The organism is Fusobacterium ulcerans, from assembly GCF_003019675.1.
GTDB classification, from domain to species: domain Bacteria; phylum Fusobacteriota; class Fusobacteriia; order Fusobacteriales; family Fusobacteriaceae; genus Fusobacterium_A; species Fusobacterium_A ulcerans.
Genome location: NZ_CP028105.1, coordinates 419,792 through 445,712 on the forward strand (window position 1 = coordinate 419,792; position 25,921 = coordinate 445,712).

Sequence of the window (25,921 nt, forward strand, 5' to 3'; positions counted from 1 at the left end):
CTTCTCCAAGTACCTATTTTAAGGTTACATCATATATTCTAAAATTAGCCCCATACCACTTAATTCTATTTCCTCTTACCATGTTTTCTTCCCCTTATTTTTCCAATCAATCATTTTATCTAAACCATTTATTACATCTTGTGCCTCTTTAACTAATAATCTTCCTAGCTGTTTCTCCTGCCCTGTCTGTTTCTTTATAAAAGCTTTCAATTCCTTGTTAAAGTCCTTACCCCAATAAATTTTTGCTTTATTAAGAATATTACTTAACTGTTTTCTAGTTAAATACTTGCTTTTATATCCTAGCTTTTCAAATGTTTCCATTAATGCTTTAAATTGTGGTATTGTTAAATCTTTACTTGTTGTTACATTAAATCTACTTTTCAGAACTGTTCTGTAGTTATCCTCTGTCATCTTTATCTCTGCTTTAGCTGCATGTATTAGAGCAATTTTATTTCGATCCACCTTTTCATAGGTCATTTTTAATCACTCTCCATATCTACACTAGAAATAGAAAGTGGAATAGCTACCTTTTTCCCATGTTCGTCTTTATAATAAGCTTCAATAAAAGTAGAGCTTTTAGCAGGTTTATAAGCTGCTTCTATGATTTTTACTCCATCAAGAAAATCATAATCATTCACTTTTTCAGCTATTTTCTTTAATTCAAGCACTCTATTAGCCTTCATGTTTCCATTTTTATCTTTTTTAAGAAGCAGATCCAACATCATTTCTACTTCTTTTTTCTCTCCAGAGGCAACTCCTTGTATATACTCTCTCACTTTAGCAATTCCAGTATGTACAGTGTCATCGAAGGTATCAATAATTCTATGCCCTATTATTATTGTTAAACCTTCATCTGTAGAAAAAGTGTGACTTTGTTGATTTTCTCTAATTCCATATAACTCTGCTTTCATATTAAGTATTGTTATAAAGTCTTCAAAGACTGTTTTTTTTAAGCATGAAAGGGCTTTAGATATTTTTTTAACTTCTTGAAAATTTCTAGTAACAGTTTCTTTTACCAATTCTTTATATTCATTTCTTTTCTTTTTTTCTCCATCTTCTTCTGCCTGTAATGCTATTAACATTGCTTTTTTCTCTTCTGGTGTCATTTTTGTAATATCTACCATATTAATTCTCCTTTATTATTTTATTTTTGCTTGGTAACATATGCTCAGTAACATATATTCAGTTATTTTTTAAACATTTCATTTAAACTCTTTATTTTTAAAACTATATCTTTGTTTAACTGTTTATATCTTTTTTCATATAATATTGTATTTTTACTTTCTTCATTATCATTTGCTATAATTTTCTTTACTAGGTTCTTTCTCGTTAAAACTAAGTTTGCTAGTTCAGATAGTTCTCTGTTATATCTTTCAGGATCTTTTATATTAAGCTCTGTTACCAGAGCCTCTTTCATTGCCTCTATTTTTTTATTCATCTATTGCCTCCTATGCAACCGCCATCATTGTAACTGCTGCTTTAATATAATCTAGTGTTAATAATCCTTTCGTCTTCTCTAAGTTATCTGGATAATTAGCTATTACTGTTGCCATACTAAGCAGGTTATTAAGCTGTCTGGCACTCCCTCTTACTATCTTATTAATGTATTCAATCATTACAGTAAGTTTTTTTTCTTCATATAATATTTCATCACTTCCTAAAAAGGTTCTTGTTATCAAGCTTACATCTTTTAAACTCAAATCTTGTAATTGCATCCAAATTACTGCTCTACTATACAAGTATTCATAAGCTCCTGTCTGTGTCATTAATTTATGTTTCAAATGTTCTGTTCCTGCTACAACTAAGCCCACTCCTGTTTGGTCCGCAATACTTCTTACTGCATCTATTACCTTTGGTGGAAGGTTTTCCCCTTCATCAATTATTATTATTGTCTCTGTAAATAAAAGTTTATTTTTAATATTTTCTCTGATAGTAGCTGTATGTCCTGTTGTAGCAAGTTTTAATCTAAGTGCTATTTTTCTTACTATGGTGCTTATAGTATCACTGTTTTCTGCTGTTATAAATACTATTTTTGCTTCATAATCTTTTGCATATTCTTGTAATGCTTTTGTCTTTCCTATACCTGCTCTTCCTATTATATAGGCTATTTTTGCACTTTCTAAAAGTTCCTCTCTTACATTACTACTCACATATTTTTTTATTAGATCTATACTATAATAAATTTTCTTTTTTACATCTGTATCTGCTATAAAGTTAATTCTTTTCATTTTCTCTTCATGTCTATTTAAGAAAGCCCTTATTTTTGTATAGATTGTTTCAGTTTCTCCATTATATTTTCCAGATCTAATTTCACTTAATGTACTAGCTCCTATTCCCATAGCTTTCGCTATTTTAGAATAACTCATTCCTCGCTCTTGCGAGAATTGCTCTAAAGCAAGCATCAATTCTTCTCTCATTTTTACCCCCTAATCATCTATTATAATTTCCATTCCATCTGCTATTTTTATGCTCTTTTTTTCTTTCTTCTTTTTCTCTTCTTTAAATACAAGTGGCTTTATCTCTTCCTTTTCAAGTTTTTCCCTTCTTTCAAAAGAAAACTCAATCATCCCATCCACTTCTCTCTTTTGATTTCTAGCATCAATAAGGTTGTTTTCAAGTTTTTTAACTTTTTTAACCAATCTTTTATGTTCTTTCATTTCTTCTACTGTGCCGAATCCAGATTTATTTATTTTATCTGCTTTACATAAAAACTCTCCACTGCTCAAATATACATAAATGTATTCTAAATTGTGTGGATCATATTTGATTTTAACTTGTTCTTTCAGATGAAAAAATAAATGTTCATTTCTATATGTGTTCCCTAAGTATGTTACCCCATTTTGTTGAATTGTTTTTATATCTTCATATAGGAATAACAATCTTAATTGTTCTGCTGTAAGCATTTTTCTTTTATTTATTGGCAATGTATTAAAAACTTCTAAAGGTGTCATATTATTCATACTATCTCCTCTATGTGCTTTTTTCTTTGCCATTCTCCTTATTGCATAATACATATGGTTTTTATACTTTACCCATTCGCTTATATACTCTTTCAGTTCCTCATATTCCAGTATTTTTCCCTTTAAGATTTTATCTTTCAAAATATCTTTTAAATCTTCTTTTCTTTCTAAAATATGTCCCCCTTTATATGTAAGACTATTTTTGGTAAAGCTTTCTTTAAAATCTAAAAACCATCTTTCTATTGGCTTTGCCTGTGCATTTCTAACAATAGCATGTCTTGCTTTTATTCCTAGAGCTGCATATATACCATCTAATCCATCATCAGTACTTTTAGTACCTTTTAATACTTTACCTCTATAAGCCTTTCCATTGTCTGTATATACCTGTTTTGGCTTTCCATAATGCTCTATACCATTTTTCAAAGCTATTGCTATGCTCTCTGCTGTTTCTCCCCAACTTAATGTCCACCCTGTTATCATCCTACTCCTCATATCCATCCAGATAACAAGTTTAGGAGTTGCAACTTTTCTTTCTCCTCTTGATGTTTTCTCATAAGGATGGAAGCAAGACATTTCTAGATCATGCCCATCAGATACCCACATTTCATTTACCTCAAGAGTACTGTAGTCTCTTTCTATATAAAAATCGTGCATATCTCTAAATTCTTTTTTGCCCATTCTTCCTCTATCTTTTTCAATAGAGTTCAAATCATATTTTATATAATTTCTTAAAGTACCATAGCTTATTGCTTCTGTTCCATGCTTCAATACTATTCTTTCATATACATATGTCATTTTGGGCTTATTTTTACTTAAATATAGACTTTTTACATCTTCCAGAACTTCTTTATTTACATTTCTTAATCCTTTATTTGTTCCATGCTTGGAGCAGAGAGCCAAAGGATCACTAGGAGATTTTGAATAAGACATAAACCATCTACGAAGTGTTGGTACAGATATTCTTTTTAAGACTTTCATTTGTTCTGGGTAATCTTCAAAGGCTCTATTTACAAATTCTTTAATTATTACTTCCTTAAGTTCCCCTCTTTCCTCATAAGCCTCATCTAGCTTTAAACAAAGCATATATCTCGCCCATGCTACACGCTGGTTCCACTCTGGCAATTCATCTACAGCTACAGCTTCCTTTTTTATCACTGTTAAAGTTCTAGTAGCATTCTCTTTAGTTTCTGTAGATATACCTAAAGACTTTTCTACATCAGATGCTAGATAATAATTTTTTGTTGTTCCATTTTCAGCAACTTTCACTACCTGCCAGTTATATTCTTTTGCCATACGCATTACTTGGTATCTGCTCTTATTCAATTTTTGTTCTAAATCTTTTACAGTGTAGTTCATTGCTACTCCTATCAGCAGAACAATTTCTCATCAAGCAAATTTTCAAGTTTCTGCTCTAATTCTCTATCTCTATTTATGTTCTCTCCTCTTATTGTTCTGTATATTTTATTTCTATTTACCTTCAATGTATCTTCGAGTTCTGTTATTTTTATACCCTTTTTTAATAAAATCTTCTGAAAGTGTTTAAACTCCTTGTCACGCTGTATTATTGCTTTTGGTGTATTTTTTATAAGCTTTTCTACAGCTGCTTCTTTATCTTGTAGTTCTCCAGCTACAAGCTTCCTTAATTCATGTACTGTCAATCCTAATTCTTTTTTTAAGATATTAAAACTTATTTCAGCATCTATTATTTTTTCTCTTAACTCTGTAGCTCGTAGAAGATTTTCTTTATATTCAAGGACTTTTTTATCTATACCTTGCATCTTAATATCTCCTTTTCTATTTTTTCAATCATTCTTCTATATGCGTTTTTCCCCTCACTGCTCTCTAATGCTATCAATAGACCTTTTAAAAATTCTACCTTAGACATATGCCCTCCCATTATGGTATAATTGCAATAAGCTTTTTATAAAGCTCTCACAAGTAGGGAGATAAGTCTTGAACGCCAATTCTTTAGCTTATCTTCCTGCCTTAGTATTGCAAATCATAACCAAAGTTTTTAAAATATTGTTTTATACTTCCTTTACTCTTGTTTCTTAAGTATTTTGTTACCTTATCCACCTCTCCTCTTTTCCACATTTCTAAAGCTATTCCATGTCTCATTTCATTCAAACCATATTTAATTCCTAATACCTCTTCTGTTTTCTCTCTAAACTTTTTTCTTATAACTGTTCCATGCAGTCCAGTTTTCTTTCTACTTAAAAAAATTTCTTCCTGTATTCTGTGTTTTTCCATATAGTTATACATGGTTCTTGCCAAATCAATAGAAATATTATATTTAATACCATTTACTACTATAAACCATTGATTATCTGCACACTTCAAGTCTTCTACTTTTATCATTCCTATTTCTTCAGATATAATCCCAGTTTCTTTCATAAGGGTATATATAAGCCTCTCTCTGTCTTTGCTCAAAGCTATTACTGTTTCTATTTCCTTCATAGTCATTAATTTATATTTATACTCTCGCTTGTACTTGTAAATATCCTTTGTTATATCTAGCCCCAGCACCTCTTCAAAAAAGAGTTCTAGAGCATTTAATTTTATTAGTATTGTATTTTTGCTTACTTTTTCTCCTTGTTTATCAAGGTATCTTATTACATCTCCTTTTCTAATTTTTATTATTTCTTTATCTGTACTTTCTAAAAAGTCTTTTACTGTACTTGTATATATTCTGCATGTGCTCTCGCTATATCCTCTATATATCAACTCCCCTTTCAGCGTTAGAATCTCCATGAAAAACTTATCTATTATCATCCCTCTTCTCCAAAAGCTTTTAAAAAGTCATCCATTTGTCTAGACATAAGGTTAACTGCTTTTTTTAAAGCTTTTACATCCTCCTTTAAATTATCAAAATCTGTCAGTTTACCTTTAAGTTCTTCTAAAAGATTTACTACTTTTTCTGTATTTCCTTCCAAATTCTCTAATAGATCTTGACGATCTTCAAAAGTAGAAATTATTCCATCAAATTTCTTTTCCATTAAACTCCATCTATCTGCTGGAAGTTTTGGGATCATTTCTCCTTTTCTTACAGATTTTAAAATAGTACCTGCAAATCTTCTGAATTCTCTAGCTCTTGGAGTAGATGCTAAAAAGCTTACTTCGTAAATACCAGATTCAGTAAAAAATCTCTTTTCCCTCATTTTAGTTACTCCACCTTCAAGGTTTGGGACTTTCTTCTTATAGCTGTATTCTTTTTCTAAAAGTTCAGGGTGTGTTTCAAATAACTCCTTAATTTTCCTTCCACTACTGTATCCTGTAACTTTTCTAAGTTGTTCTATATCCATCACAACTTCGTCAATATCTAAGAAAAAATCAACTTTTTCTTTTTTAAATTCTGTAGCTAACAATAACTCCATATTTCCTCCTCTCTTTTTTTATGAGACTTTACAGAGTAGTTCTCAAACTCCGAGATTGTATTTTGTTCAACGTTTTTTTGCTCATTTTTTTCTAAAAAATAAAGATACTTTTTTAATTTTCTAAAGAATTTTATCCAAATTCTTTAGTTTAACTAATTGTATCCAAGTTTTAAAAATGGTATAATTGTTATACGGAAAGTTAAATATTTACATATATAAAATTTTATTCTTAAAAAATCTTACGTTTGTATTATTTAAAAAAATAATAACACATATATTTTTTATTGTCAATATAATTTTATAAAACAAACGTAAGATTATTTACAAAACATTTACAATTGTATAATTAAATAGGGGGGATGTGTTGTGTATAATCTTGGACAAAAAATAATGTTATTAAGAAAAAAAGAAAATATGACTCAAGATGAATTGGCAGAAAAGTTAAATATATCTAAGCAAAGTATATTGAATTATGAAACTGAAAAAAGATTAATTCCAATAGATGTTCTTTCAAATATTGCAAAATTATTTAATTTTCCAATTGAAAATTTTTTTTCAAATACTTTTGATGATAATGAAATTTTAAAGAATTCTTCAAAAATAAAAAAAATCCCTATTATATCAAAAGTTAGTGCAGGAACAGGAGTTTTTGGTATAGAAGATGTTTTAGACTGGTTAGAAATGCCTACAAGTTTATGTAAAAATTGTGATTTTGCAACTTTTATTGATGGGGACTCGATGGAACCTAAAGTTTATGATAATGATTTAATTTTAGTACAAAAAACAACTTTTTTAGATAATGGAAGTATAGGAATATTTAAAATAGGAGAAGATGTTTTTTGTAAAAAGTTCTATCAAAACCCAATCACTAAAGCTATTGTTTTAAAATCTATTAATAAAAGTTATAATTCTATTTCCATTACTTCAGAAGATGAATTTTATATTTTAGGTAAAGTTGTTTGTAAAATAGATTATAATTTTTAGTGTTCTATTTCAACCAGTGCCCAAAAAGGCACTAGTTGAAATATCAACTTTTTTTATTTCTTGATTTCATTAGGTTTATTCAAAAAACAACTTTTTTTATCCTACTGTAATTATCTCTTAGTGTTCTATTTATGTATTTAACATTTTTTCCATATTTTATTCATTCTTTTCTTAAATTCTTTTTTATATCATTTTAACTCTCGTTAGAATTTTTTCTATTTCCATCTATCAAAAGCTTAACATAGTCCTTTTTCACTTTTGCACAGCGGCAGCTTGCACAGTGATTTTTTACAATATCTTATTTATAGCAACTTTTCTCCACTGTGCAGCACTTTTATAAAAATGCGGGATTTTTAATTTTTGCACAGTGTTTTTTTTCCAAAAATAAAAAAAGAATGTTTTCTGAAGCTCTATCGAACAGAGTTGCGAACATTCTCATTTTTTTTATTTTTTCTCATTTTCACTGTGCAAATTCTCATTTTTTTCTTAATTTTTCTCATCTTTTATCATTTTATTTCATCTATTTTTAAGTCTTAATTTTCTTATAACTCCCTATTTTTTCTAGCTTTTATAACCATTACACTTCAATTTTACCATTTATCATTTCACATATACCCCCACAACGGGATTCCATCTGTTACTGCTGAACTTGGAGCATCTGCTCCATCCAAGTCACTTCCATTAACTGAATTTTTTCTCTCTTTAAGAGACCATAACCATTTTATTTCTTTGTCGTATATTGCTTTTTTCTCTAAAGGCTCTGAATATCCCATCTCCCCTGTTAGAATCAATCCAATTGTAATTCCAATGGTTATATTCCTCCCTCTTTTTTTATTCCCACTTTTTACTGCTTTCATAATCTTTTCTATCATCTTTCCCTCCCCAAAATATTCATTCATAACTTTACTAAATATGCCTCTCAGTGTAGAAATATCCTTGATTTATATGTTTTAACTTTATAAACTTTAGAGCACTTTTCTACTGTTCGCATTTATATACTTTTGCGAACAGTAGTCTGTTTATTAATTTTAGAGAATATTATTTAAATTAAGATATTGACTTTTTTATCGAAATAATGTATCATCTACAATGTGAGTATATAGCAACAAATTACGAGTTAAAGAAAATTTTGGTATAACAAAAATAAAAGTGTTCGCGTTTGTATATAAAAGAGAACTCTTTTAAACTGTCTTTAAATTTGAAAGTCTCCAGTAAATCTATACTGAGGATTTTTTTATTTTATTCTTTTTTTATGAGAAAATTTTTTTGTAGATTTAAATTTATTCCAGTAAAAAAATTAGGCTCCTTGTGTAGATTAAAATACTTGTTCCCATTTTTCTGTGAAGAATGTCTCCCTCTTCCACTTTGTTGTAAATAGTATTTCTATGTTTTTTAAAATACTTTGCCACCTCATTTATTGTTGCCCATTCTCCCAGTTCTTTTACTATTTCATCTGCTAAAGTTTTATTCATTGGGGATAGATTTCCAAGTTTTTTAAAAATATATTCCTCTCTCTCCATACATCAGTCTCCCTTTTTAGTTTTAATACATAAATTCAAAAAACTTCTGCTTTGTCATCCCTCTTTTGCTCTTCCCTGTTACCTGTACAGGAAAGCACATGTCAATTATCCTGTCTCTTATTCTGTTCTGTCCATGACTTGAAAACTTCTCGCTTATCTCGCACTTTTCCTCATCTTTGCTGAAATTCAAATTTGTAGATATTATCAAAGGTTTTTCACTTCTGTATCTTGCGTCTATGAGATTATATATCTTCTCTCCTCTCCATCCAGTTTGATTCTTGTCCAGTCCCTTTTCTCCACCAAAATCATCTATCACCAGAAGATCGCATTTTTCCACCTGTTCCAGAATGTCTCTTTCAGCTGCTCCCCACTCTATTGTGAGCTTATTGAGATATAGCCCCAGATTCATTACCAGTACTGTCTTTCCTCTCTCCATGAGGTAATTTGCTATACAGGCAGTGGTGAAAGTCTTTCCTGTTCCCACCCCTCCATAGAACAGCAGTCCTTCCTGCTTCTCTTTTTTCATAAAGCTTTTTACATACTGCTGTGCCAGCTGCATTTGTTCGCACTTTATATCAGCATTTTCAAATCTGCTGTTTTGAAATTTCTTGTCTATTACAGAGATATCCTTGCATTTCTGCATTTTTTTCTCTATATTTTCTCTGGTTCTTTTTCTTTCCAACTCTTCCAGTTCTCTTTCTTTTTTCTTTTCCAGACAGTCGCATGTTGGAAGATACTCTAAATTTTTTCTAAAAGTTTCAGAAAGGTTTTTAAGATAATCACTCTCATTTTTCACATATTCTTTTCCGCAGTATTCACACTTCTTCATCTTCAATTCCATCCTCTTTTGCTATTTTATTTAAAAGCTCCTTGATAAAGTTCCCTGTAGAATCCTCATATACTGGTCTCACGAATTTTTTCTTAGGTTCCTTTTTCTCTTTGCTCTTTTTTTCTTTGTCTTTGAAGTTTCCATTCAAGGCTTTCTTTAAGTTCTCTATCTTGAATATGCTGTTGATGCTCATATTGTTTTTAACAAACTCTGACTTTGACATCAATGTCAGTGCTTCAAAAAGTTTTACAGCGCCAAGTTCTCTCCACACTCCCAAGAGTACATAGTTGTCTGGGCGATAGTTATATTCTGGCAGATTCAGCTCCTTATATTTTTTTAATATGTCCTGTATCTCCATAGGTGCATCACTGAGTTTTTCTTTTTCCTGTTTTAGATTATCACTCACTTTTTCCTCTTCCCCTGTGTGTGTATTATTTATATCTTTTACTCTTTTAATATCTTCTAAATAAGAACTATCTTCTGATGGCTCTAAAAATTCAGTAATGGTTTTATCAGGAATGATATTTTCAGGAGTGAATATTAATCTTTTCCCTTTAAACTTTCCCTTGCTTCTTTCCTCCACCAGCTGTATCACTTTTAACTTTTCAAATATTTTTAATCCTTTAGGAATCCAATCCTTGCTTAAACTACTGTATTTGGCTATTGTCTGAGTGTAGTATTTGATATCTCTCCCATTAAAATCACTGTAGATTTCAGTAAGAGTTAAATACAGATTTCTAAGCTTGTCATGTTCCTTTCCATCATACTGACATCTCAATAATCGCAGTATCTTTTTTTCCTGCCAGCAGAATGGTTGATTCTTTGTGTTTCTTTTGTTCTCCATTGTTCACTTCTTTAATTTCATAGTAATATATACTAACTTTTTTATATTTAATACCTTTTTTTTAATATTTTTTAAAGCTATTTAAAATTTTCATAAATATAACGATTCATATACTAGCATAACATTCTATTTTTGTATATCAAAAAAATAAAATCTGAAATAAAGACACAAATAAAAAAAATTCTGAAATTCTTCTAACATCGCTCTTAATCAATTTATTCTTTTAGTGTTTTTCAAGGCATTTTTTTAATAAATTTTTTTTGTTTTTTTCATTTCAAAAAGTTCATCATTTTCATCACAATTTCAAGAAATAAACCACCAAAACAAAAAATCACCCACAAGGTAAAATAACCTCACGGGTGATGATTTTTTTATTAAAATAAGTTTTTTTGTGTGTAGATTTAGTCGTAGATAGATTATTTAAACAAGGGCTACTTCAATAATTTAAATTCCACTTATGTGGATTTAGTCCATGTTATCTTCTTTGATAACTGTCGAAGCTTTTGAATCGTTTAAATTCCACTTACGTGGATTTAGTCATAAGCGAAAAAGCTTTAGAAGTAACGGGGATGACATGTTTAAATTCCACTTACGTGGATTTAGTCTCGTTAGGTTTTTTTCCCTTATTTTTCAATGCTTTCTCTACTGGTTTTTGTCTATCTCCCTTTATTTTCTATTTTTTCTTTTGGCTTTATTTTATTAGTTCTAAACCTTTCATATTTTCCAGCTTCTTTTTTTGTCAATCTGTTATAATTTTTAGAGCATTATAGACTGACAATCTTCTATGCTAACTATTATACCACATTCATTTAATATCATTATATTATTTCTCTCTATCCCTATAAATATTTTCTACAAAATTTTCATATATTTACCCAAAATCATCTACAAGGTAAATTTCCCTCATGAGTGACGACTTTTTACTAAAATAGATTTTCTTATCTATGTTGTTTTAAAACAAAAAGGAGATATCTAGTTGTGACAGATACCTCTCCACTTGATACTATTCTAATTTAAATTACTTTACTGTGTCTTTATTATATAAAGAGTCTATTTATAAATAAAGGAGATGAAATAAACTTTTTATCTAATTTGTCTTTTTATATTCTTTTGCTATTTTTTCCAACAAAATAAAATCACAGCATCTACTCCAAAAATGGCTTTTTTCTCTTTTTGATGTTATTTCTTTATACAATCTTTCAGCTGTTCTATAAATTTTTTCTTTGTTAGAACTTACATTACACCAAGAAATCTGATTTATTAATAGGTTCTTATATTTAATATCCATTTCTAAATTTATATCTTTTTCAAAATGCAATTCTTTTGGAACTGGAAACATATTATTGAAATTTATAGCTCCTAATAATCCGTTATCTATTTTAAGAAAATCTATATTATTTTTCATTTTTTTATGTTTTTCTTTTGGTGAAGTTAAAGGAATTATGTAATCAAGATTATCTATTTTAAGAACTATTCCAATAAATTTTCTATTTGATTTAGAATTGATGCTATCCATTATTTTTTTTTCAACTTTTTGAATATATTCCATATAATCCAAATCTACTTCATAAAATCTTAATCTTTCCATAAAATTTCTCCTTAAAAAAAGAAGAGTGATAAAACACTCTTCTTTATACTTTTTTAACTCCCACTCGATGGTAGGGTACACCGCTTTTTTAACTCCCACTTGATGGTAGGGTACACCGCTTTTTTAACTCCCACTTGATGGTAGGGTACACCGCTTTTTCTTAATTTATTATATCATTTTAATCCAAAACTGTCAATTTAGTTAATTTCTCTATTTCACTATATCCTACTTTAATCTTTTATTTTCTTAGTTAACTATTCCACATTATGTGGATTTAGTCAGGAACTTATGAATTATAGACTTGAACAACTTAAAGAGTTTAAATTCCACTTATGTGGATTTAGTCCAAAGTGAATCAGGAATGAAAATAAAAAATGATAATAGTTTAAATTCCACTTATGTGGATTTAGTCCCTGTTAGGTTTTTCACCCTTATTTTTCAATGCCTTCTCTACTGGTTTTTGTCTATTTCCCTTTATTTTCTATTTTTTCTTTAAATTATTTTTCCTCTTTTTCTTTTTATCCCTCTTATTCTATTATTTCTCCTTTGTCTATCTCCAGCATTTTTTTCACTATTGGTTAGTGACAAAAAAAACTGACTATCCAAAGACAATCAGTTTAAGCAGGATATCTTATTTACTCATACTGATATCCTGCTAAGATTACCCTATATTTATTAAAAAATTATAAGATTTTAATAGATAATTTTTACATTAAAACAGTAGTGATTATTTAACATAAGTTTATTTTCTTTATTTTTTTCAGTTTTAAATTCTTTTCCCTCTAGTTTTTTTGCTGGAATTACTTTTAATTCATTAGTTTCAGTTATTTCTAAAGTATAGTATTCAGTAACATATTTTTTATTATTATCCTCAAAAAAATATTCTTCCTTTGAATTATTTCTTTTTACTAATATTTCTTTTGATATATTTTCAGGAACTGCTTTTGAAGTATCATATACTGTTACATATATTCTTTTTTCTTCATCATGTTTAAATATTAAAATTAACTTTTCTTTTAATTTTTTTACTACTTCTGCTTTATACATTCCCATAATATCTGAACTATCTTTAAGTAATTTTCTTTTTATATTCTCTATTCTTTTTTCTTCATCTTTTACTTTACTATTAACTTTATTATTTTTTACTTTATATAGTCCAATTTTTTTCAGAAAAGCACTATCCTCTAAAAGTGAAGAAGAATTTGCTCTTTCTCTTAAATTATTTGATGTTTCATAAAACTCACTCAAATTATCACAATTTAGTTCATAGGTTTCTTTAAGTTTTTTATTATTCTTCTCTTTTCTTTCTCTTTCAGTTGTTATACTATCTGAGTTTCCTTCTTTTACTTGTTTTATTTGTCCAAACATAAATTGCTCTTTTTTCATAAAAAAATCATTGATAAAATTAAAACCTAGCTCTACTTTATCTAATTCATTTTCTTTAATAAAGTTTATTACTTTTCTAATTTTTTCATTTAAAGTTGCTTCTTTATTTTTTTCACTAATTTCTGTTTTTAAGATTTCTTCTATTATTTCCTTATAATTTAAATGACAAATTCCATTTCTAAGATTGCTTATTTCATTTAATTTTTCCAATTCTTCTTTTGTTTTTGTTTTAATTTCTTCTTTTTCTGGAGTCAGTAAATGTAGCCTCAAATATTTTGCTTCTAAATTTTCCCAGATTTTCCGATACTCTTCTTCAGTGCTTGAATTATTATTTTGCTTTATTACATAAAGAAATTCTCGAAAATTAATATTTTTATTACCATAGCTTTTTAAATCCCTCAATATTTTATCCAGATCAGATGATATATTAAATAAGCCATGTATTTCTAAATCGTTGTACAATCTAAAAATAATCTGATAATATTTAAAAATTGTAAGAATTATATTTTTATTAAATATTCCTATTTCGTCAGTCCCTTTTTCATATTCAAAATAAGGTACATCTAATTCCAATAATCTAAAATATCTTTTTATTTCATCTGATGTTAAAATAGAATATTTTATTATTTCATATCTTTTTGTATTTTTTTCAAATAAACGAATTTTATGGAAAAAACTATCTCCAATCATTTTATCTAACTGTACTTGAGATAATTCTTTTTCACTTTCATCTGTAAAATCTACATTCTTTATATCATAGTAATGTTTCTTCACAACTCCTAAAAAATCTCCTTTAAATTCCATAGGCAGTAGTAAATAGGTTAAAATATAGAATTTAAATAAATTGTTTTCTGAAGTATTTTCCAACCATTCCTCATTATGTGTATCTTTATTTTCAAATATTTCTTCAAATGGAAATTCATAATTTTTTTGAGCTTCTTTGTCTTTATAATACTTTAAATATTTAACACCTTTTTTTAAATATTTTTGAACTTCCTCCATTTTAGAACAATCAAATTCATCTTTAAATTTAGCAATATTTCCTCCAAATTCTATTTCTAAAAAGGCATATGCTATCTGCATTTTATATTTCAATCTAAACAAAGAATTACTTTTAGTAATTTCTTCCATCTCTTTTTTTATTCTTAAAAGTTCTACATTAATAGCAGTTATTACTTCTTTATCTTTTATTTCATTTATTTGTTTATTATATTCTTCTATTAAACTTTTTCTTTTATTGTACAATTTTTTATATGTAGTTGAAGTATGAATATCCCATACATAAGCACAGTTCAGTCTTTGATAGTGCTGCTCCATTTTCTCTAATTCTTTTTCCAATTTTTTAGATTTTTTTATATTTCTTTCTAATCTTTTCTTAGCATTTACAAAATGTTCATCAATAAGTTTTTTAAACTCAAGATTTTCTGTTCCATCTTGAACAAAAAAGCTGTTTATAAAATTATTAAAGCCATTCTTTTGCTCAGCTAAAAGGTTATAATGACCAAGAACCTCTTTAGCTTTTATATTTTTTCCTATAATATTAAATTCTTCCCTACCTTCTAAATAATTAGTCTTATTTTCAATTTTCATCTGTCTTAATAGAGTAAGGTTTTTAAATAGGTTCAAATTTAATAATTCAGCTAATTCTTCATTTTTTTTGTTTTCAAATAAATTTTCAAAGTATTTATATTCATAGTGCATTAATGAATGTCTTAAATCAGAAAATATCTTTATTATTTTTATGACGTCTGCTTTAATCTCTTCATCAGTTAAAATCTTTAATTTTTGAGACTTTAATTTATTCAATTCTTCTAATTTTTTATTTTTTTCACTTTCTTCTTTTTTTTCAGAATATTTTAACAATTCCTTCTTATCAATAATATTATCTATTCTGTTATTATAATTTTCAATCTCTTTAGTAAAATACTCTTTAATTTGTGCAACTAATATATTGTAGTTCTCATCAAAGTCTATCTTTTTATTATTTCCTTTATTTTCCATTTTCCATATTTCATTTATTTTTTCACCTTTTTTATTTTTTAAGTTTTTACATAAAAAATCATTTATCAAAGCAAAAAACAGTAACATATTAGAACGATAGCTCAAAAATCTCTTTACTTTATAGATTTTTACAGCATCTATTTCTTCAACTGGACACTGTGCTATTTGAGCATAGTTATGACAAATAGATTCTGCTATAAGTTTTCTTTCAGTTTTTGATGCTTTTCTTCTAGGATTTCTTATTCCTTCTCTCGCTATGTCATCTTCTAATAAGTCTTCTATGGCAGCTGTAATCATATTTCCAGTTTTACATTTTTCATCTATTTCTAAAGTTATTTTATATTTTCTTATTTCTTTAAATTTTTCTGGAGCTGCATTATCTATTTTAGTTATAACAACACTATTAGATGGAGCAGAGAATTTCTCTTTTCCATCATATGTAAAGCTATATCTATTCTTTTCTCTGGCTTTAACTCTAAATTCACTAATTAATATAGAGTTATTACCTTTATCAAGAGTAGTCTGTAGAATAAAAGTATCCAGTTGTGCTTGTTTTCTATAACGAACTTTTATCTCTTTTATTCCTTTTGTGTCATAGTTAGAAATTATAATTCTAACTATTGAACCTCTATTGGGTTTAGTTTTATTTTTATTTTCCATAAAATTCCTCACTTTATATTAATTTAAATATTTTAAATCCACTTACATGGATTTAGTCGGAAGTAGAAAAAATACAAAAAATGATTGAATATAGTGTTTAAATTCCACTTACATGGATTTAGTCTCCAATTGGAACAGATTCTTGAACCACTGTTGTTTTAGTTTAAATTCCACTTACATGGATTTAGTCCCGTTAGGTTTTTTACCCTTATTTTTCAATGTGTTTCCTAGTAGTTTTTGTCTATCCCTCCTTTTTATTCTATTTTTTCTTTAACTTTATTTTATTATTCCTTCACCTCCCATATTTTCTAACTTCTTTTTTTGTCAGCCTTCTATAGTTTTTACAGCATTACAGAGCGACAATTCCCTCTATTAACTATTATATCATATTCACTTAATATAGATTCTATTTTTCTCTCTATTTCTATAAATATTTTTTTTAAAGCTTTTATGTATTCAAATTATCAAAAAAAGAGATATCTGGTTACGACAGATATCTCTCTACTTGGTGCTTATATTGAAATTCGTTCTTTTGTTGTTACTTAATTATATCCTAATTTACCCAAAAATGTAAGGTGGATATTAAACACAATATCATTTTAAAATTTAATGACTTATTCTGGAAGCATACATACTTTCATCTATATATTTAAGAATTCTTCCATCATCAAGTCTTGTGATACGAGATATCTTTAATAGAACTCCATTTTTTACTTTAGCTTTTTATAATTTCTTTATAGGAATCTGTAATTCTGTTAACCATTCTTCTTTATTTTTTTTATTCCATATTCCATCTATGTAAACTTCTCTTGCTTTATCAATACATTCATAGTTATTCTTATTTATCCATGAAAAAAGATAATTATATGCATCTCTTAAATTATTGTAATCTCCCTTATGTAATGTTGATACAACTAAAATGCTTGAGAGCTTTTTAAATTTTATTGATTCTGTTTCTTTTCCAAATTTTGTTACAGCTTCACAATATTCAATACTAAAATTCTGCTCTTTATATTCATCATCTAAGTATTGTATAAAACAGTATTCTGGAATCATACATTTTAAATCTGGATTTGCTTCTATTACTTCTTTGCCTATCTGTGGAATAACTTTAAAATAATCATTATAATTTGCTATTGATAACTTCTTGTAATAAACAATACATTCAGATGTATTTTTTATAGCTGCTTGATAATTCATAAAACCATCTCCTTTTATATTTTCATTAGAAAAATTGTTTAACCTTGTAAGTTGATCCACTAAACATGCTATTTCTTTTTCTAAATCAATCTTTTTTCTATTTATTATTTGTTTGATATTATTGTTATTTAAAATTGTAGAAATTTCAGATATAGAAAACCCCATTTGTTTTAAGCACAATATTTTATGAAGAGTATATAATTGCTCTGTTGTATAGTATCTATAATTATTTTCTTTATTAATTATAGAGGGTTTTAATAATCCTACTTCATCATAATACCTTAATGCTTTTATAGTTGTTTTGGTTATTTGTGAAAACAAGCCTATTTTATACAAAATAAATCACCTCTTAAAAATTTTATACCATCCTGTAAGAAGAGAGTCAATAATAATTTTGATTGTTCTTTAATATATATTTTCAACTGTAACAGTTGATACTTCATCCCAAACTTCCAGATTCAATCCATATTCTTTTATATATTCAAAGAATGATCCCTCTAATCTAGTTGCTTCTATAACAGGAAGAGTACTGCAAGGAACATAGTCATAACTAATAGCTACATTCATTCCATTCCCTGTTCTTAATCTAGAAAAGAAATGTACAAAATCATTAGACTGTACATTTAATTTTTGAAAGATATTTTGAGGAAGCTCAGAAGCTCGCAATATTCTATTTTAAAAGGCAAGTATATTATTGCAAAATGGTACAAAAAATTTTCTTATAAATACTCAACTTATTTTTATATAAATTTCAGATATATTATTATAAATTGTCTATAATTTTCAAAAGTATTTAAAATCATTTTTACAATTTTATATTTTTAGTCACTAAATTTCTTTATTTCATATTTTTAAAGGCTCTTGTCAACCATTAAGTGCGTAATTGAATATTCAGCTTTCTTGTCTGCAATCACAGATTGTGATATAAGATATTAAGACATCCCCATATAATATACATCTTTGGGCAGACAAAACATTGGAGAGTGATTACATGGAAAACAGAGGGAAAGTAGTAGCAGAGAAAATGATTGAAATTTTTGAACTTCTTGAAAAAGAAATCAGAGAAACTATCAAAAATAAAGAAACATTGCCAGAAGATAAATTTATGCCTGGCTGGGCAAAAGGAATTCATTTTTCTTGGTATCATCACATGGAAAAGCCTGAATATGGTACTAAAGAGAGCAATAAAACCACATGTTTTTTTGAATTTAATAGTATTCATGTATCTCATCACAGAATGGAAGAGGAAGTGGATATTGATTTAAAATTTCTGACAACTGAAATTTTCAAAAATGATATTGTTCCTACAGTACAAAGTTGGCTGCAAAACAAAGTGGATAATGAACCTTATGGTGGACTGTACAATGCTTCCTTTGGAATCACTGTAACATTTAGTGTTTCTCGTGATCCTCTGCCTACAGATGCTCCTCATATGCAGGGGCAGATATGGGAGCAAACCAGAATAACAGCTAAAGATGAAAAACGTCTGAATAAACGTAAAGAATTGATATACAATTTTATTAAAAATGAAGAGTATAAGAGTGCTGATATCAGCGAAATAGATAATTCTCTAACTCCTATATGCTCTGTTGCTGTAGAAGATTTCCTTGAAGAATTTGGCAGAGTCCATCTTATAGAATTTTTTACTGCTCTTATTGCACAAGCTAAAAAAGCTCGTTTCAAAAGTACGATGAGTCATCTGATCTATGGATTTGCCAATGGAGCAGCCATACTTACTCGGGCAAATGAAAATCATACTCCTAATAATGAAGAACTGGCTCTTGCCTGTTGGTTATGTATGATGATGCTGATACATGGAACTGATAAATATGAAAGACAATATGGACGAGATTATTTGAAAACAGCTGGTGAACTTGGATACAAAGAGGCTAAAAATATATTGAAATTTGGTACAGGGCAGATTCCTGCTGATACAGTACAATTCAAAAATAAATATGTTACTTGTCTTGGAAATGATATTGATAAGGTTATAGATTTGAAAATAAAAGAGGAATGTGAAGAAGCATATAAGTCTATGGTTGAATTTATTATTAAGTTGATAAAAGCTGGATTTCCTAATGAATACAGCATAAAATTTAATTCTAAGGTAAAAGAATTTCTTCCTATCCCAGATTTAAAGAAAACGAAAGCAAATACTTTTTGGAATAACTGTGCAAAATATCCAGCTCTTTATCCATTAATGAAAGAATATGCCCATACTATAATGGACTCATATGATTATTACAGTGATGCTGACTGTGAACAAGCTGTTCCAGTTGGAGGATATGCTGTATTTGCTCTGGGGCTGGCTGATATCTCAAATGGTGATATAGTACAGGAATTTATGGAGCAGAATGATTCTGAACACTCTATCAGTCCAAGCTGGTTTGTAGGAGAATATATAGATAAATTCGGCATCACTTCTGAAAATATTCCTGTGGTTATTGCCTGTCTGACTAACTCAAATAATCATGGCTATAAAGGAAGTAATTTTGCTGGATTAAATAATCCAGATATTTTAAAGAAGTTTGTAGAAGAGTTAGAGAATAGTGAAATCAGCAGTTATTCTGTCTATGAGATTATAGAAAGTATATGGGATGATGAAGATGGATTGGAAGAAGCTATCAGTGCAGCTGAGAAAGTAAATCAGAAATATCTTCAAAAAATTCTTGAACTCTCTGAAGAAGATGATGAAGATTAGAAGAAATTGTTAAAGATATAATAATAATGAATAAAAAAATATAATTTATAAAAACCCCAGATTATTAAACTCAATAATTTGGGGTTTTAAATTTTTTTAAATATTCTTTTATATTATTTTTTCAATAAAATTAAGATTCCCAGAATGGATCCACTTCAGTTTCTCCATAATAATATCCACCATAGATAGTTACTGACATATCCTCATCAATATCAGGCATAGCGTCTCCGATCCAATGATACACTTCACTATCTAATGAAAGGTATCCCTCTGGATGATTTCCAAAACATATATGTTTTATCAATTCCATACACTCATTAAAATTCTCACTTTTTGCTATGTAAAAAACACTCTCATCCTCTTTGCTGCTCAGCTCACTTCCATCACCTGTGGCAAATGCAAAAAGCTTCTCATCAACATCAGCAATAATAATAATCTTATTCAGCTCATCATCTTCATTCTGCATTTCTTTGAATTTTTCCAAAGCAATGTTTATATGCTTTGAAAGTTCAGGAACTAATTGCTCATTTCCTATCTCAAAAAAAAGTTTCCCCAATTCATTAATTGTTTTTTCAGCATACTTTTCCATAATGTTCATAATTATACCTCCGTAAACGAATTTTATGTACTATAAATATGATAACATTTTTTTATAAAATATAATATTAAAAAATCACCCATAAAGTAAATTTACCTTATGGGTGATGATTTTTTTTATTAGAATGATTTTATTATATCTTTATTCAATTCTTTGATTACTTCTACAGCTAGTGAAATAGCTGCTGTTAAATCATCTATTGAAGCATAAGAATAATGAGTGTGGATATATCTAGTAGGGATACCTAGCACAATTACAGGAATACCAGTTTCAGAAATATGATATTTTCCTCCATTAGTTGATCCTTTTTCTCTTGCTATCATTTGGTATTTTATTCCCTTTTTATCAGCTATATCTCTTGCAAATTTCAAGACTCTAGGATTAGATATCATAGCTCCATCTACAACTCTTAGCTGTACACCTTTTTTCAATGCTCCATGAGAAGCTGTTCCTTCTTTGAAACTGTCATCAGCAGGTGATCCTTCAAACACTATTGCAAAATCAGGTTTTACTCTGTAAGCAGCCACTTGAGCTCCCCTCAGTCCAACCTCTTCCTGTGAAGCGAATGCTCCTACTACATTGACATTTTTTATTCCATTATTTTTTACAGCCTTCAGCACTTCAATAGAAGCTGCACATCCAAGTCTGTTATCAAAAGCTTTTGCTCTCATTATACCTATTTTTTCATCATATACAAAACTTACATCTGGAACGATTGGATTTCCTACTTCTATTCCATATAGCTCAACAGTTTCTTCATAACTGCTTGTTCCTATATCAATAGTAAGCTCTGACATTTTTGGAAGTCTGTTTTTTTCTTCATCAGTCATAAAATGAGGTGGTTTAGATGTAACTACACCTTTGATATACTCTCCCTTATTATTTTTAATAACAACAGCACTGGCAGGAACATTTCCTACATGCCATCCTCCTAAAGTAAGGAAACTTATAGATCCGTTTCTATTAATATTTTCCACTATGAATCCTACTTCATCAGTATGACAGTCCAGAGCTACTGTAGGGACAGCTGAATCCTTTTCTCCAAGTCCTATATACAGATTATTTATTGAATCTCTTTCTGCACTTAGAAAGTTTACCTCTTTTTTTATTTTTTCCATGACCTCATCTTCAAAACCAGGAGCTCCAAAAGTATTTGTCAGTTCCTCGATCATATTAATAAGTTCTTTCATTGATTATGCCTCCATCTTTATCTAACAGTTTATTTTTTAAAACTTAATTCATCAAAGTTGATGTAGCTTGTTGCTTTTACTCCTTCTATTCCTTTTACAGCTGCTACTGTATTGTTAGAATAATACATAGGAATAACTGGAACATCATCATAAATAATTTCTGCAACTTCTTTATATAGCTCTTTTCTCTTATTTTGGTCTACTTCTTTCTTAGCATCATCCAATAATTTGTCCATTGCTGGATTTACATATTGTGATCTGTTTCCTGCTCCACCTAATTGAGAACTGTGGAAGTTAGGGTAGAATCCATAGTCGCCATCATATGTAGATGGTCCCCATCCTAGTGTAAACATATCAAGATCTCCTCTACCAGTTGCTGCAAGGAAAGTTCCCCACTCTAGTGATTCGATAGATACATCTATTCCTACTTCTTTTAATTGAGCCTGAATTATTTCACACATTTGCATTCTTACAGGACTGTTGCTTACTCCAAGACTTAATTTAGTACCTGTTAATCCTTTTTCTTGAATTATTCTCTTAGCTTCTTCTGGATTATAGTCTAAAACTTTTGAATCTGGACTGTATCCAAATGTTCCTGGAGCTATGAAACTGTTAGCTTTATCAACTGTTCCCATCATGATACTATTGATAATATCATCTCTATTGATAGCCATTGCTATTGCTCTTCTTACATCTCTATCTTTTAAAACACCTTTGTCTGTATTTATTCCTACATAGTTTACAGATATTCCACTTGATTCAAGATAGTTTATTTTATCTTTGTTATCTAAAACTATTTTTCTTGATTCTGCACCAAGATCAGCAGTCATATCAATTTCACCAGTTTCAAGCCCTATAACTCTGCTGTTTTCTTCTGGCACTGCTCTTACAACTATATATTTTATTGCAGGTTCACCTTTGAAGTACTCAGGGAATGCTTCTAAAGTTATTCTGTCTCCTATTTTCCAGTCTTTATATTTATATGGACCAGTTCCAACAGGATTTTCAAAATATTTATTTCCTTTTTCAGCATAATATTTTTCACTTATTATAGATGCTGTCTTGTGGCTCAAGTGAGCTAATAACGGAGCAAAAGGCTCGCTAGTTATAATTTTTACTGTATTATCATCTACAACTTCTACATTGCTTATCAATTTATATAGGTGTCCTACTTTTGGTAAGCTTTTAGCTCTTTCAATAGTAAATTTAACGTCATTTGCTGTAAATTTTTCCCCATTGTGAAATTTTACATTTTCATTAAGATGGAATAAAAGAGTATTGTCATCTATTCTTTCCCAGCTTTTTGCCAGTCCAGGTATTGTTTCTCCTGTCATTTCATCTACTTCTACAAGTCTGTCATAAAGTACATTTATTATTCTTTGAGAATACTGCTCTGTAGTATCCTGTGGGTCTAAAGTTTTACATTCAGATATTTGTGCAAATACTAATGTATCTTTTGGTCCAGAAGCTGCTTTTTCAGCTGTCTTACTTCCTCCACAACTAACTAATAAAAAAGATAATAAACATGATAGTAATACTAAAATTCTTTTCTTCATTAAATCCCCCTCTTTGAAATATTCTGTTTTCCTTGTCCTTTATATATACCATATTTTCCGAATAATAAAAATATTATATTTATATGTATACGATTTATTTTATTTACAGTATTACTTTTTCCTTAAATTCCCTTATGTTTGCTTTTACATCTATCTTTTATTGCCGTTTTATGTTAGAATATTGCTCAGAGGTGAGAATAAATGGAATTAACAGTTAGAAATTGGGGCAAAACAAAATTTAACGAAATAGTGAAATTATATACTCTTAAAAATAATTTTTTAGAAGTTGAAATTCTAAATTATGGAGGAATTATAAGAAAAATATCTTTTCCAGATAAAAATGGTAAAGTTGAAAATATAGTTTTAAACCTAGATAGTATCTCTGATTACGAAGAAAGATCTCCTTACTTTGGAGCTGTTGTCGGAAGAAATGCTGGAAGAATATCAAATGCTGAACTAAAGATAAAAGATACTATATACAAACTTAATGCTAACAGTGGCAAAAATAATATTCATGGTGGGATAAATAATTTCAGTCATAAAATATGGAATGCTGAAGAAATAAAAGGAAATGACTTTATCGGAATAGAGCTGACACTTAATAGTCCTCATTTAGAAGAAGGCTTTCCGGGAAATATTTCTATCACTGTAAGATATATCTTAAAAAATGATGAATTGTCTCTTGAATATTCAGGTATTACAGACAGAGAAACATATATGAATCTTACTAACCATTCATATTTCAATCTAAGTGGTGACTTTAAAAGGGATATCAGAAATGAATATTTAAAACTTGATTCAGATGCTTTTATTGCTGTAGATGAAGCTACTCTTCCAGTAAAAATATCTGAAACACATAACACACCTTTTGATTTTCATGAGTTTTCTCTTTTGAAAACTTCTCTTGATTCTGAATATCCTCAAATCAAGATAGTAAATCATGGACTGGATCATCCTTTTATTTTAAATCAAAATAGAGATATTCCTGCTGCTCAGCTGAAAGATGATATCTCTGGAAGAATGCTGAAAGTATTTACTGATCAGCCAGCAGTTGTTATATACACTGGAAACTATCTTCACGAAATAGGAAAACTTTCTGATGGTTCAGATTGTAAAAAACATATGGGTATCTGCTTTGAGACACAGGATTATCCTAATGTTTTAAGCTTCCTTCCAGAAAAAGGAAAGATCTATACACCATCAAATTCTTACAGTCAAAAAACTATTTTTAAATTTTTAATAAATAAAAATTAATATAAGGAGGAATAATGCAAGACATCATATTGTATATCCTAATAATCTCTGTTGGTTATTTTATAACTAAAAAAGGATGGATTCCTAAAATCATTGACAGAAAAGTTGGGCTTCTTCAAACATTATCTTTATTTTTTTTACTTGGGGTAATGGGGTACAAAATAGGTTCAGATGACAAAATCATCGCTAATTTTCATATCTTGGGACTAGATTCTATCATAGTAGCAGTATGTGCAGTGTTAGGAAGTATACTTCTGACTCATATTTTCTATAGAGGAGGGGATAAATAATGCTTGGAATAGCTTTGTCTGTTATTATTGGAGCTCTTCTTGGATTTTTCTGTAAAAGTCCTCTTGTGCTGGCTCATGCTGATAATCTTATTAAATTTGGACTATGCCTTCTTCTTTTCTTTGTTGGAATAGACATAGGAAAAAATCAAAGTGTATTTGAACAGTTAAAAACTTTAAATAAAAAGGTATTACTGCTCCCTTTTGTAACAATAATTGGTTCTTTGCTTGGAGGAGTTCTTGCTTCTTTCATCACTACACTTTCTCTGGGAGAAGGGGTAGCTGTAAGTTCTGGTATGGGTTGGTATTCATTTTCAGCTATAGAGCTTTCTAAAATAAATGCTCAATTAGGTGGAACTGCCTTCCTTTCAAATGTATTTAGAGAGCTTCTGGCAATATTTACAATTCCATTTATAGCTGCTAGGATTGGATCATTCCAATCAGTATCATCTGCTGGAGCTACTGCAATGGACTCTGTACTTCCTGTTATCAACAGAAGCAATCCGCCAGATATATCTATAATTGCTTTTTATTCAGGACTTGTTATTACAATAGTTGTTCCTATCTTGGTGCCAGCTGTTGTAGCAATATTCAATTTGGGGTAAATTTTTAAAACAACTATTAAAAAATAATCATTTAGTTTGAATACAAACAGTCATTAAAAATAAATTTAATGGCTGTTTTTTTATTTTTAATAAAGTAAAATTTCAGAAAATTTTATAATGAGATTGAAAAAACATAAAAATAAAATCAATTTCCTGTTTACCATATATGTTTTTTACATTGTCATTTCTATCATCTATAAGTTTAGTTTTATTTTATAGAATTTTGTAAGTTATCAGAGGCAACAAATATTTGCTATTTACTTTAAATTTAATTGTACATTTTAAAGGAATAGCTATCCTTCCATTGTATACACAATATAACATTAAAAAAACTATTGTTTAGATAGCTCAATTGCTAAAAAAGTTGACTTTAATTTTTTTGTG

24 protein-coding genes are annotated in these 25,921 nt (G+C 28.7%); 5 read left to right on the top strand and 19 right to left on the bottom strand.

Annotated elements, in window-relative coordinates; genetic code table 11:
* Positions 1 to 75: 75 nt before the first annotated feature.
* From C4N20_RS02015 to C4N20_RS02050, 8 genes are all read right to left on the bottom strand, one after another.
* Complete coding sequence (locus C4N20_RS02015) at positions 76 to 477, bottom strand: phage protein GemA/Gp16 family protein (RefSeq protein WP_005981389.1); 402 nt, start codon at positions 475 to 477, stop codon at positions 76 to 78.
* 2 nt (positions 478 to 479) lie between these two features.
* Complete coding sequence (locus tag C4N20_RS02020) at positions 480 to 1,124, bottom strand: DUF3164 family protein (protein WP_005981387.1); 645 nt, start codon at positions 1,122 to 1,124, stop codon at positions 480 to 482.
* A gap of 62 nt (positions 1,125 to 1,186) precedes the next feature.
* Positions 1,187 to 1,438, bottom strand: a complete 252-nt coding sequence (locus C4N20_RS02025; RefSeq protein WP_005981384.1) for a hypothetical protein — start codon at positions 1,436 to 1,438, stop codon at positions 1,187 to 1,189.
* A gap of 10 nt (positions 1,439 to 1,448) precedes the next feature.
* Positions 1,449 to 2,417 carry an AAA family ATPase gene (locus tag C4N20_RS02030; protein WP_005981383.1) on the bottom strand — a complete coding sequence of 323 codons (969 nt, stop codon included), beginning with the start codon at positions 2,415 to 2,417 and terminating at the stop codon, positions 1,449 to 1,451.
* Positions 2,418 to 2,426: 9 nt separating this feature from the next.
* A complete protein-coding gene (locus C4N20_RS02035) occupies positions 2,427 to 4,316 on the bottom strand; it encodes a Mu transposase C-terminal domain-containing protein (protein WP_005981382.1) in 1,890 nt (629 codons plus the stop codon).
* Between the two features lie 11 nt (positions 4,317 to 4,327).
* A complete protein-coding gene (locus tag C4N20_RS02040) occupies positions 4,328 to 4,738 on the bottom strand; it encodes a hypothetical protein (RefSeq protein WP_005981380.1) in 411 nt (136 codons plus the stop codon).
* Positions 4,739 to 4,946: 208 nt separating this feature from the next.
* Entirely contained in the window at positions 4,947 to 5,732 is a 786-nt protein-coding gene (locus C4N20_RS02045) for a phage integrase N-terminal SAM-like domain-containing protein (protein WP_005981375.1), read from the bottom strand.
* Positions 5,729 to 6,334, bottom strand: coding sequence for a BRO-N domain-containing protein (locus C4N20_RS02050; protein ID WP_005981373.1), 606 nt, complete (start codon positions 6,332 to 6,334; stop codon positions 5,729 to 5,731). Before C4N20_RS02050 ends, C4N20_RS02045 begins: the two co-directional genes overlap by 4 nt.
* A gap of 366 nt (positions 6,335 to 6,700) precedes the next feature.
* Here C4N20_RS02050 and C4N20_RS02055 point away from each other — a divergent pair, with 366 nt between their 5' ends.
* Positions 6,701 to 7,318, top strand: a complete 618-nt coding sequence (locus C4N20_RS02055; protein ID WP_005981372.1) for an XRE family transcriptional regulator — start codon at positions 6,701 to 6,703, stop codon at positions 7,316 to 7,318.
* A 605-nt stretch (positions 7,319 to 7,923) separates the two neighbouring features.
* On the opposite strand, the gene C4N20_RS02060 is transcribed toward C4N20_RS02055, so the two are convergent.
* From C4N20_RS02060 to C4N20_RS02095, 8 genes are all read right to left on the bottom strand, one after another.
* A complete protein-coding gene (locus tag C4N20_RS02060) occupies positions 7,924 to 8,190 on the bottom strand; it encodes a hypothetical protein (RefSeq protein WP_005981369.1) in 267 nt (88 codons plus the stop codon).
* 408 nt (positions 8,191 to 8,598) lie between these two features.
* Positions 8,599 to 8,838, bottom strand: a complete 240-nt coding sequence (locus C4N20_RS02065; protein ID WP_005981974.1) for a helix-turn-helix domain-containing protein — start codon at positions 8,836 to 8,838, stop codon at positions 8,599 to 8,601.
* Between the two features lie 22 nt (positions 8,839 to 8,860).
* Positions 8,861 to 9,667, bottom strand: coding sequence for an ATP-binding protein (locus C4N20_RS02070; protein ID WP_106878538.1), 807 nt, complete (start codon positions 9,665 to 9,667; stop codon positions 8,861 to 8,863).
* On the bottom strand, positions 9,654 to 10,511 hold the full coding sequence (locus C4N20_RS02075; protein WP_106878534.1) for a hypothetical protein: 858 nt from the start codon (positions 10,509 to 10,511) through the stop codon (positions 9,654 to 9,656). Before C4N20_RS02075 ends, C4N20_RS02070 begins: the two co-directional genes overlap by 14 nt.
* A gap of 1,087 nt (positions 10,512 to 11,598) precedes the next feature.
* Positions 11,599 to 12,099, bottom strand: coding sequence for a type III toxin-antitoxin system ToxN/AbiQ family toxin (locus C4N20_RS02080; RefSeq protein ID WP_005981365.1), 501 nt, complete (start codon positions 12,097 to 12,099; stop codon positions 11,599 to 11,601).
* Positions 12,100 to 12,792: 693 nt separating this feature from the next.
* Positions 12,793 to 16,146: a type VI-C CRISPR-associated RNA-guided ribonuclease Cas13c gene (cas13c, locus tag C4N20_RS02085; protein ID WP_106878539.1), complete on the bottom strand. Its 3,354-nt coding sequence runs from the start codon at positions 16,144 to 16,146 to the stop codon at positions 12,793 to 12,795.
* 723 nt (positions 16,147 to 16,869) lie between these two features.
* Complete coding sequence (locus C4N20_RS02090; protein ID WP_005981363.1) at positions 16,870 to 17,682, bottom strand: MerR family transcriptional regulator; 813 nt, start codon at positions 17,680 to 17,682, stop codon at positions 16,870 to 16,872.
* Positions 17,683 to 17,751: 69 nt separating this feature from the next.
* Entirely contained in the window at positions 17,752 to 18,012 is a 261-nt protein-coding gene (locus C4N20_RS02095; protein ID WP_231940476.1) for a UTRA domain-containing protein, read from the bottom strand.
* 325 nt (positions 18,013 to 18,337) lie between these two features.
* Between C4N20_RS02095 and C4N20_RS02100 the strand changes: the two genes are divergently transcribed.
* A complete protein-coding gene (locus tag C4N20_RS02100) occupies positions 18,338 to 20,047 on the top strand; it encodes a DUF6138 family protein (RefSeq protein WP_005981358.1) in 1,710 nt (569 codons plus the stop codon).
* A gap of 130 nt (positions 20,048 to 20,177) precedes the next feature.
* Here C4N20_RS02100 and C4N20_RS02105 read toward each other — a convergent pair whose 3' ends face one another.
* The 3 genes from C4N20_RS02105 to C4N20_RS02115 all read right to left on the bottom strand — a co-directional run bounded on the left by C4N20_RS02105 (position 20,178) and on the right by C4N20_RS02115 (position 23,391).
* On the bottom strand, positions 20,178 to 20,645 hold the full coding sequence (locus C4N20_RS02105; RefSeq protein WP_005981357.1) for a hypothetical protein: 468 nt from the start codon (positions 20,643 to 20,645) through the stop codon (positions 20,178 to 20,180).
* A 119-nt stretch (positions 20,646 to 20,764) separates the two neighbouring features.
* Complete coding sequence (locus C4N20_RS02110) at positions 20,765 to 21,835, bottom strand: M42 family metallopeptidase (protein WP_005981355.1); 1,071 nt, start codon at positions 21,833 to 21,835, stop codon at positions 20,765 to 20,767.
* Between the two features lie 29 nt (positions 21,836 to 21,864).
* Complete coding sequence (locus tag C4N20_RS02115; RefSeq protein WP_005981353.1) at positions 21,865 to 23,391, bottom strand: ABC transporter substrate-binding protein; 1,527 nt, start codon at positions 23,389 to 23,391, stop codon at positions 21,865 to 21,867.
* Between the two features lie 201 nt (positions 23,392 to 23,592).
* On the opposite strand from C4N20_RS02115, the gene C4N20_RS02120 reads away from it, so the two are divergent.
* From C4N20_RS02120 to C4N20_RS02130, 3 genes are read left to right on the top strand one after another with little or no spacing between them, the layout of a single operon-like run.
* The gene (locus C4N20_RS02120) at positions 23,593 to 24,645 is read left to right on the top strand and encodes an aldose epimerase family protein (protein ID WP_005981351.1); all 1,053 of its coding nucleotides are present in this window, start codon (positions 23,593 to 23,595) and stop codon (positions 24,643 to 24,645) included.
* A gap of 14 nt (positions 24,646 to 24,659) precedes the next feature.
* A complete protein-coding gene (locus tag C4N20_RS02125; protein WP_005981349.1) occupies positions 24,660 to 24,935 on the top strand; it encodes a hypothetical protein in 276 nt (91 codons plus the stop codon).
* Positions 24,935 to 25,537 (top strand): LysO family transporter, encoded by a 603-nt coding sequence (locus C4N20_RS02130; RefSeq protein ID WP_005981347.1) that lies wholly within the window; start codon positions 24,935 to 24,937, stop codon positions 25,535 to 25,537. The genes C4N20_RS02125 and C4N20_RS02130 overlap by 1 nt, the downstream gene beginning before the upstream one ends.
* The last annotated feature ends 384 nt before the right edge of the window (positions 25,538 to 25,921 follow it).

What these genes read in the sequence shown, in the direction of transcription:
- C4N20_RS02125 (WP_005981349.1), top strand. Translation starts at nt 24,660, where the DNA reads ATGCAAGACATCATATTGTATATCCTAATAATCTCTGTTGGTTATTTT.
- cas13c (WP_106878539.1), bottom strand. Translation starts at nt 16,146, where the DNA reads ATGGAAAATAAAAATAAAACTAAACCCAATAGAGGTTCAATAGTTAGA.
- C4N20_RS02060 (WP_005981369.1), bottom strand. Translation starts at nt 8,190, where the DNA reads ATGATAGAAAAGATTATGAAAGCAGTAAAAAGTGGGAATAAAAAAAGA.
- C4N20_RS02105 (WP_005981357.1), bottom strand. Translation starts at nt 20,645, where the DNA reads ATGAACATTATGGAAAAGTATGCTGAAAAAACAATTAATGAATTGGGG.
- C4N20_RS02045 (WP_005981375.1), bottom strand. Translation starts at nt 5,732, where the DNA reads ATGATAATAGATAAGTTTTTCATGGAGATTCTAACGCTGAAAGGGGAG.
- C4N20_RS02030 (WP_005981383.1), bottom strand. Translation starts at nt 2,417, where the DNA reads ATGAGAGAAGAATTGATGCTTGCTTTAGAGCAATTCTCGCAAGAGCGA.
- C4N20_RS02110 (WP_005981355.1), bottom strand. Translation starts at nt 21,835, where the DNA reads ATGAAAGAACTTATTAATATGATCGAGGAACTGACAAATACTTTTGGA.
- C4N20_RS02075 (WP_106878534.1), bottom strand. Translation starts at nt 10,511, where the DNA reads ATGGAGAACAAAAGAAACACAAAGAATCAACCATTCTGCTGGCAGGAA.
- C4N20_RS02035 (WP_005981382.1), bottom strand. Translation starts at nt 4,316, where the DNA reads ATGAACTACACTGTAAAAGATTTAGAACAAAAATTGAATAAGAGCAGA.
- C4N20_RS02080 (WP_005981365.1), bottom strand. Translation starts at nt 12,099, where the DNA reads ATGGAAAGATTAAGATTTTATGAAGTAGATTTGGATTATATGGAATAT.
- C4N20_RS02120 (WP_005981351.1), top strand. Translation starts at nt 23,593, where the DNA reads ATGGAATTAACAGTTAGAAATTGGGGCAAAACAAAATTTAACGAAATA.
- C4N20_RS02130 (WP_005981347.1), top strand. Translation starts at nt 24,935, where the DNA reads ATGCTTGGAATAGCTTTGTCTGTTATTATTGGAGCTCTTCTTGGATTT.
- C4N20_RS02025 (WP_005981384.1), bottom strand. Translation starts at nt 1,438, where the DNA reads ATGAATAAAAAAATAGAGGCAATGAAAGAGGCTCTGGTAACAGAGCTT.
- C4N20_RS02065 (WP_005981974.1), bottom strand. Translation starts at nt 8,838, where the DNA reads ATGGAGAGAGAGGAATATATTTTTAAAAAACTTGGAAATCTATCCCCA.
- C4N20_RS02040 (WP_005981380.1), bottom strand. Translation starts at nt 4,738, where the DNA reads ATGCAAGGTATAGATAAAAAAGTCCTTGAATATAAAGAAAATCTTCTA.
- C4N20_RS02070 (WP_106878538.1), bottom strand. Translation starts at nt 9,667, where the DNA reads ATGAAGAAGTGTGAATACTGCGGAAAAGAATATGTGAAAAATGAGAGT.
- C4N20_RS02015 (WP_005981389.1), bottom strand. Translation starts at nt 477, where the DNA reads ATGACCTATGAAAAGGTGGATCGAAATAAAATTGCTCTAATACATGCA.
- C4N20_RS02020 (WP_005981387.1), bottom strand. Translation starts at nt 1,124, where the DNA reads ATGGTAGATATTACAAAAATGACACCAGAAGAGAAAAAAGCAATGTTA.
- C4N20_RS02050 (WP_005981373.1), bottom strand. Translation starts at nt 6,334, where the DNA reads ATGGAGTTATTGTTAGCTACAGAATTTAAAAAAGAAAAAGTTGATTTT.
- C4N20_RS02100 (WP_005981358.1), top strand. Translation starts at nt 18,338, where the DNA reads ATGGAAAACAGAGGGAAAGTAGTAGCAGAGAAAATGATTGAAATTTTT.
- C4N20_RS02115 (WP_005981353.1), bottom strand. Translation starts at nt 23,391, where the DNA reads ATGAAGAAAAGAATTTTAGTATTACTATCATGTTTATTATCTTTTTTA.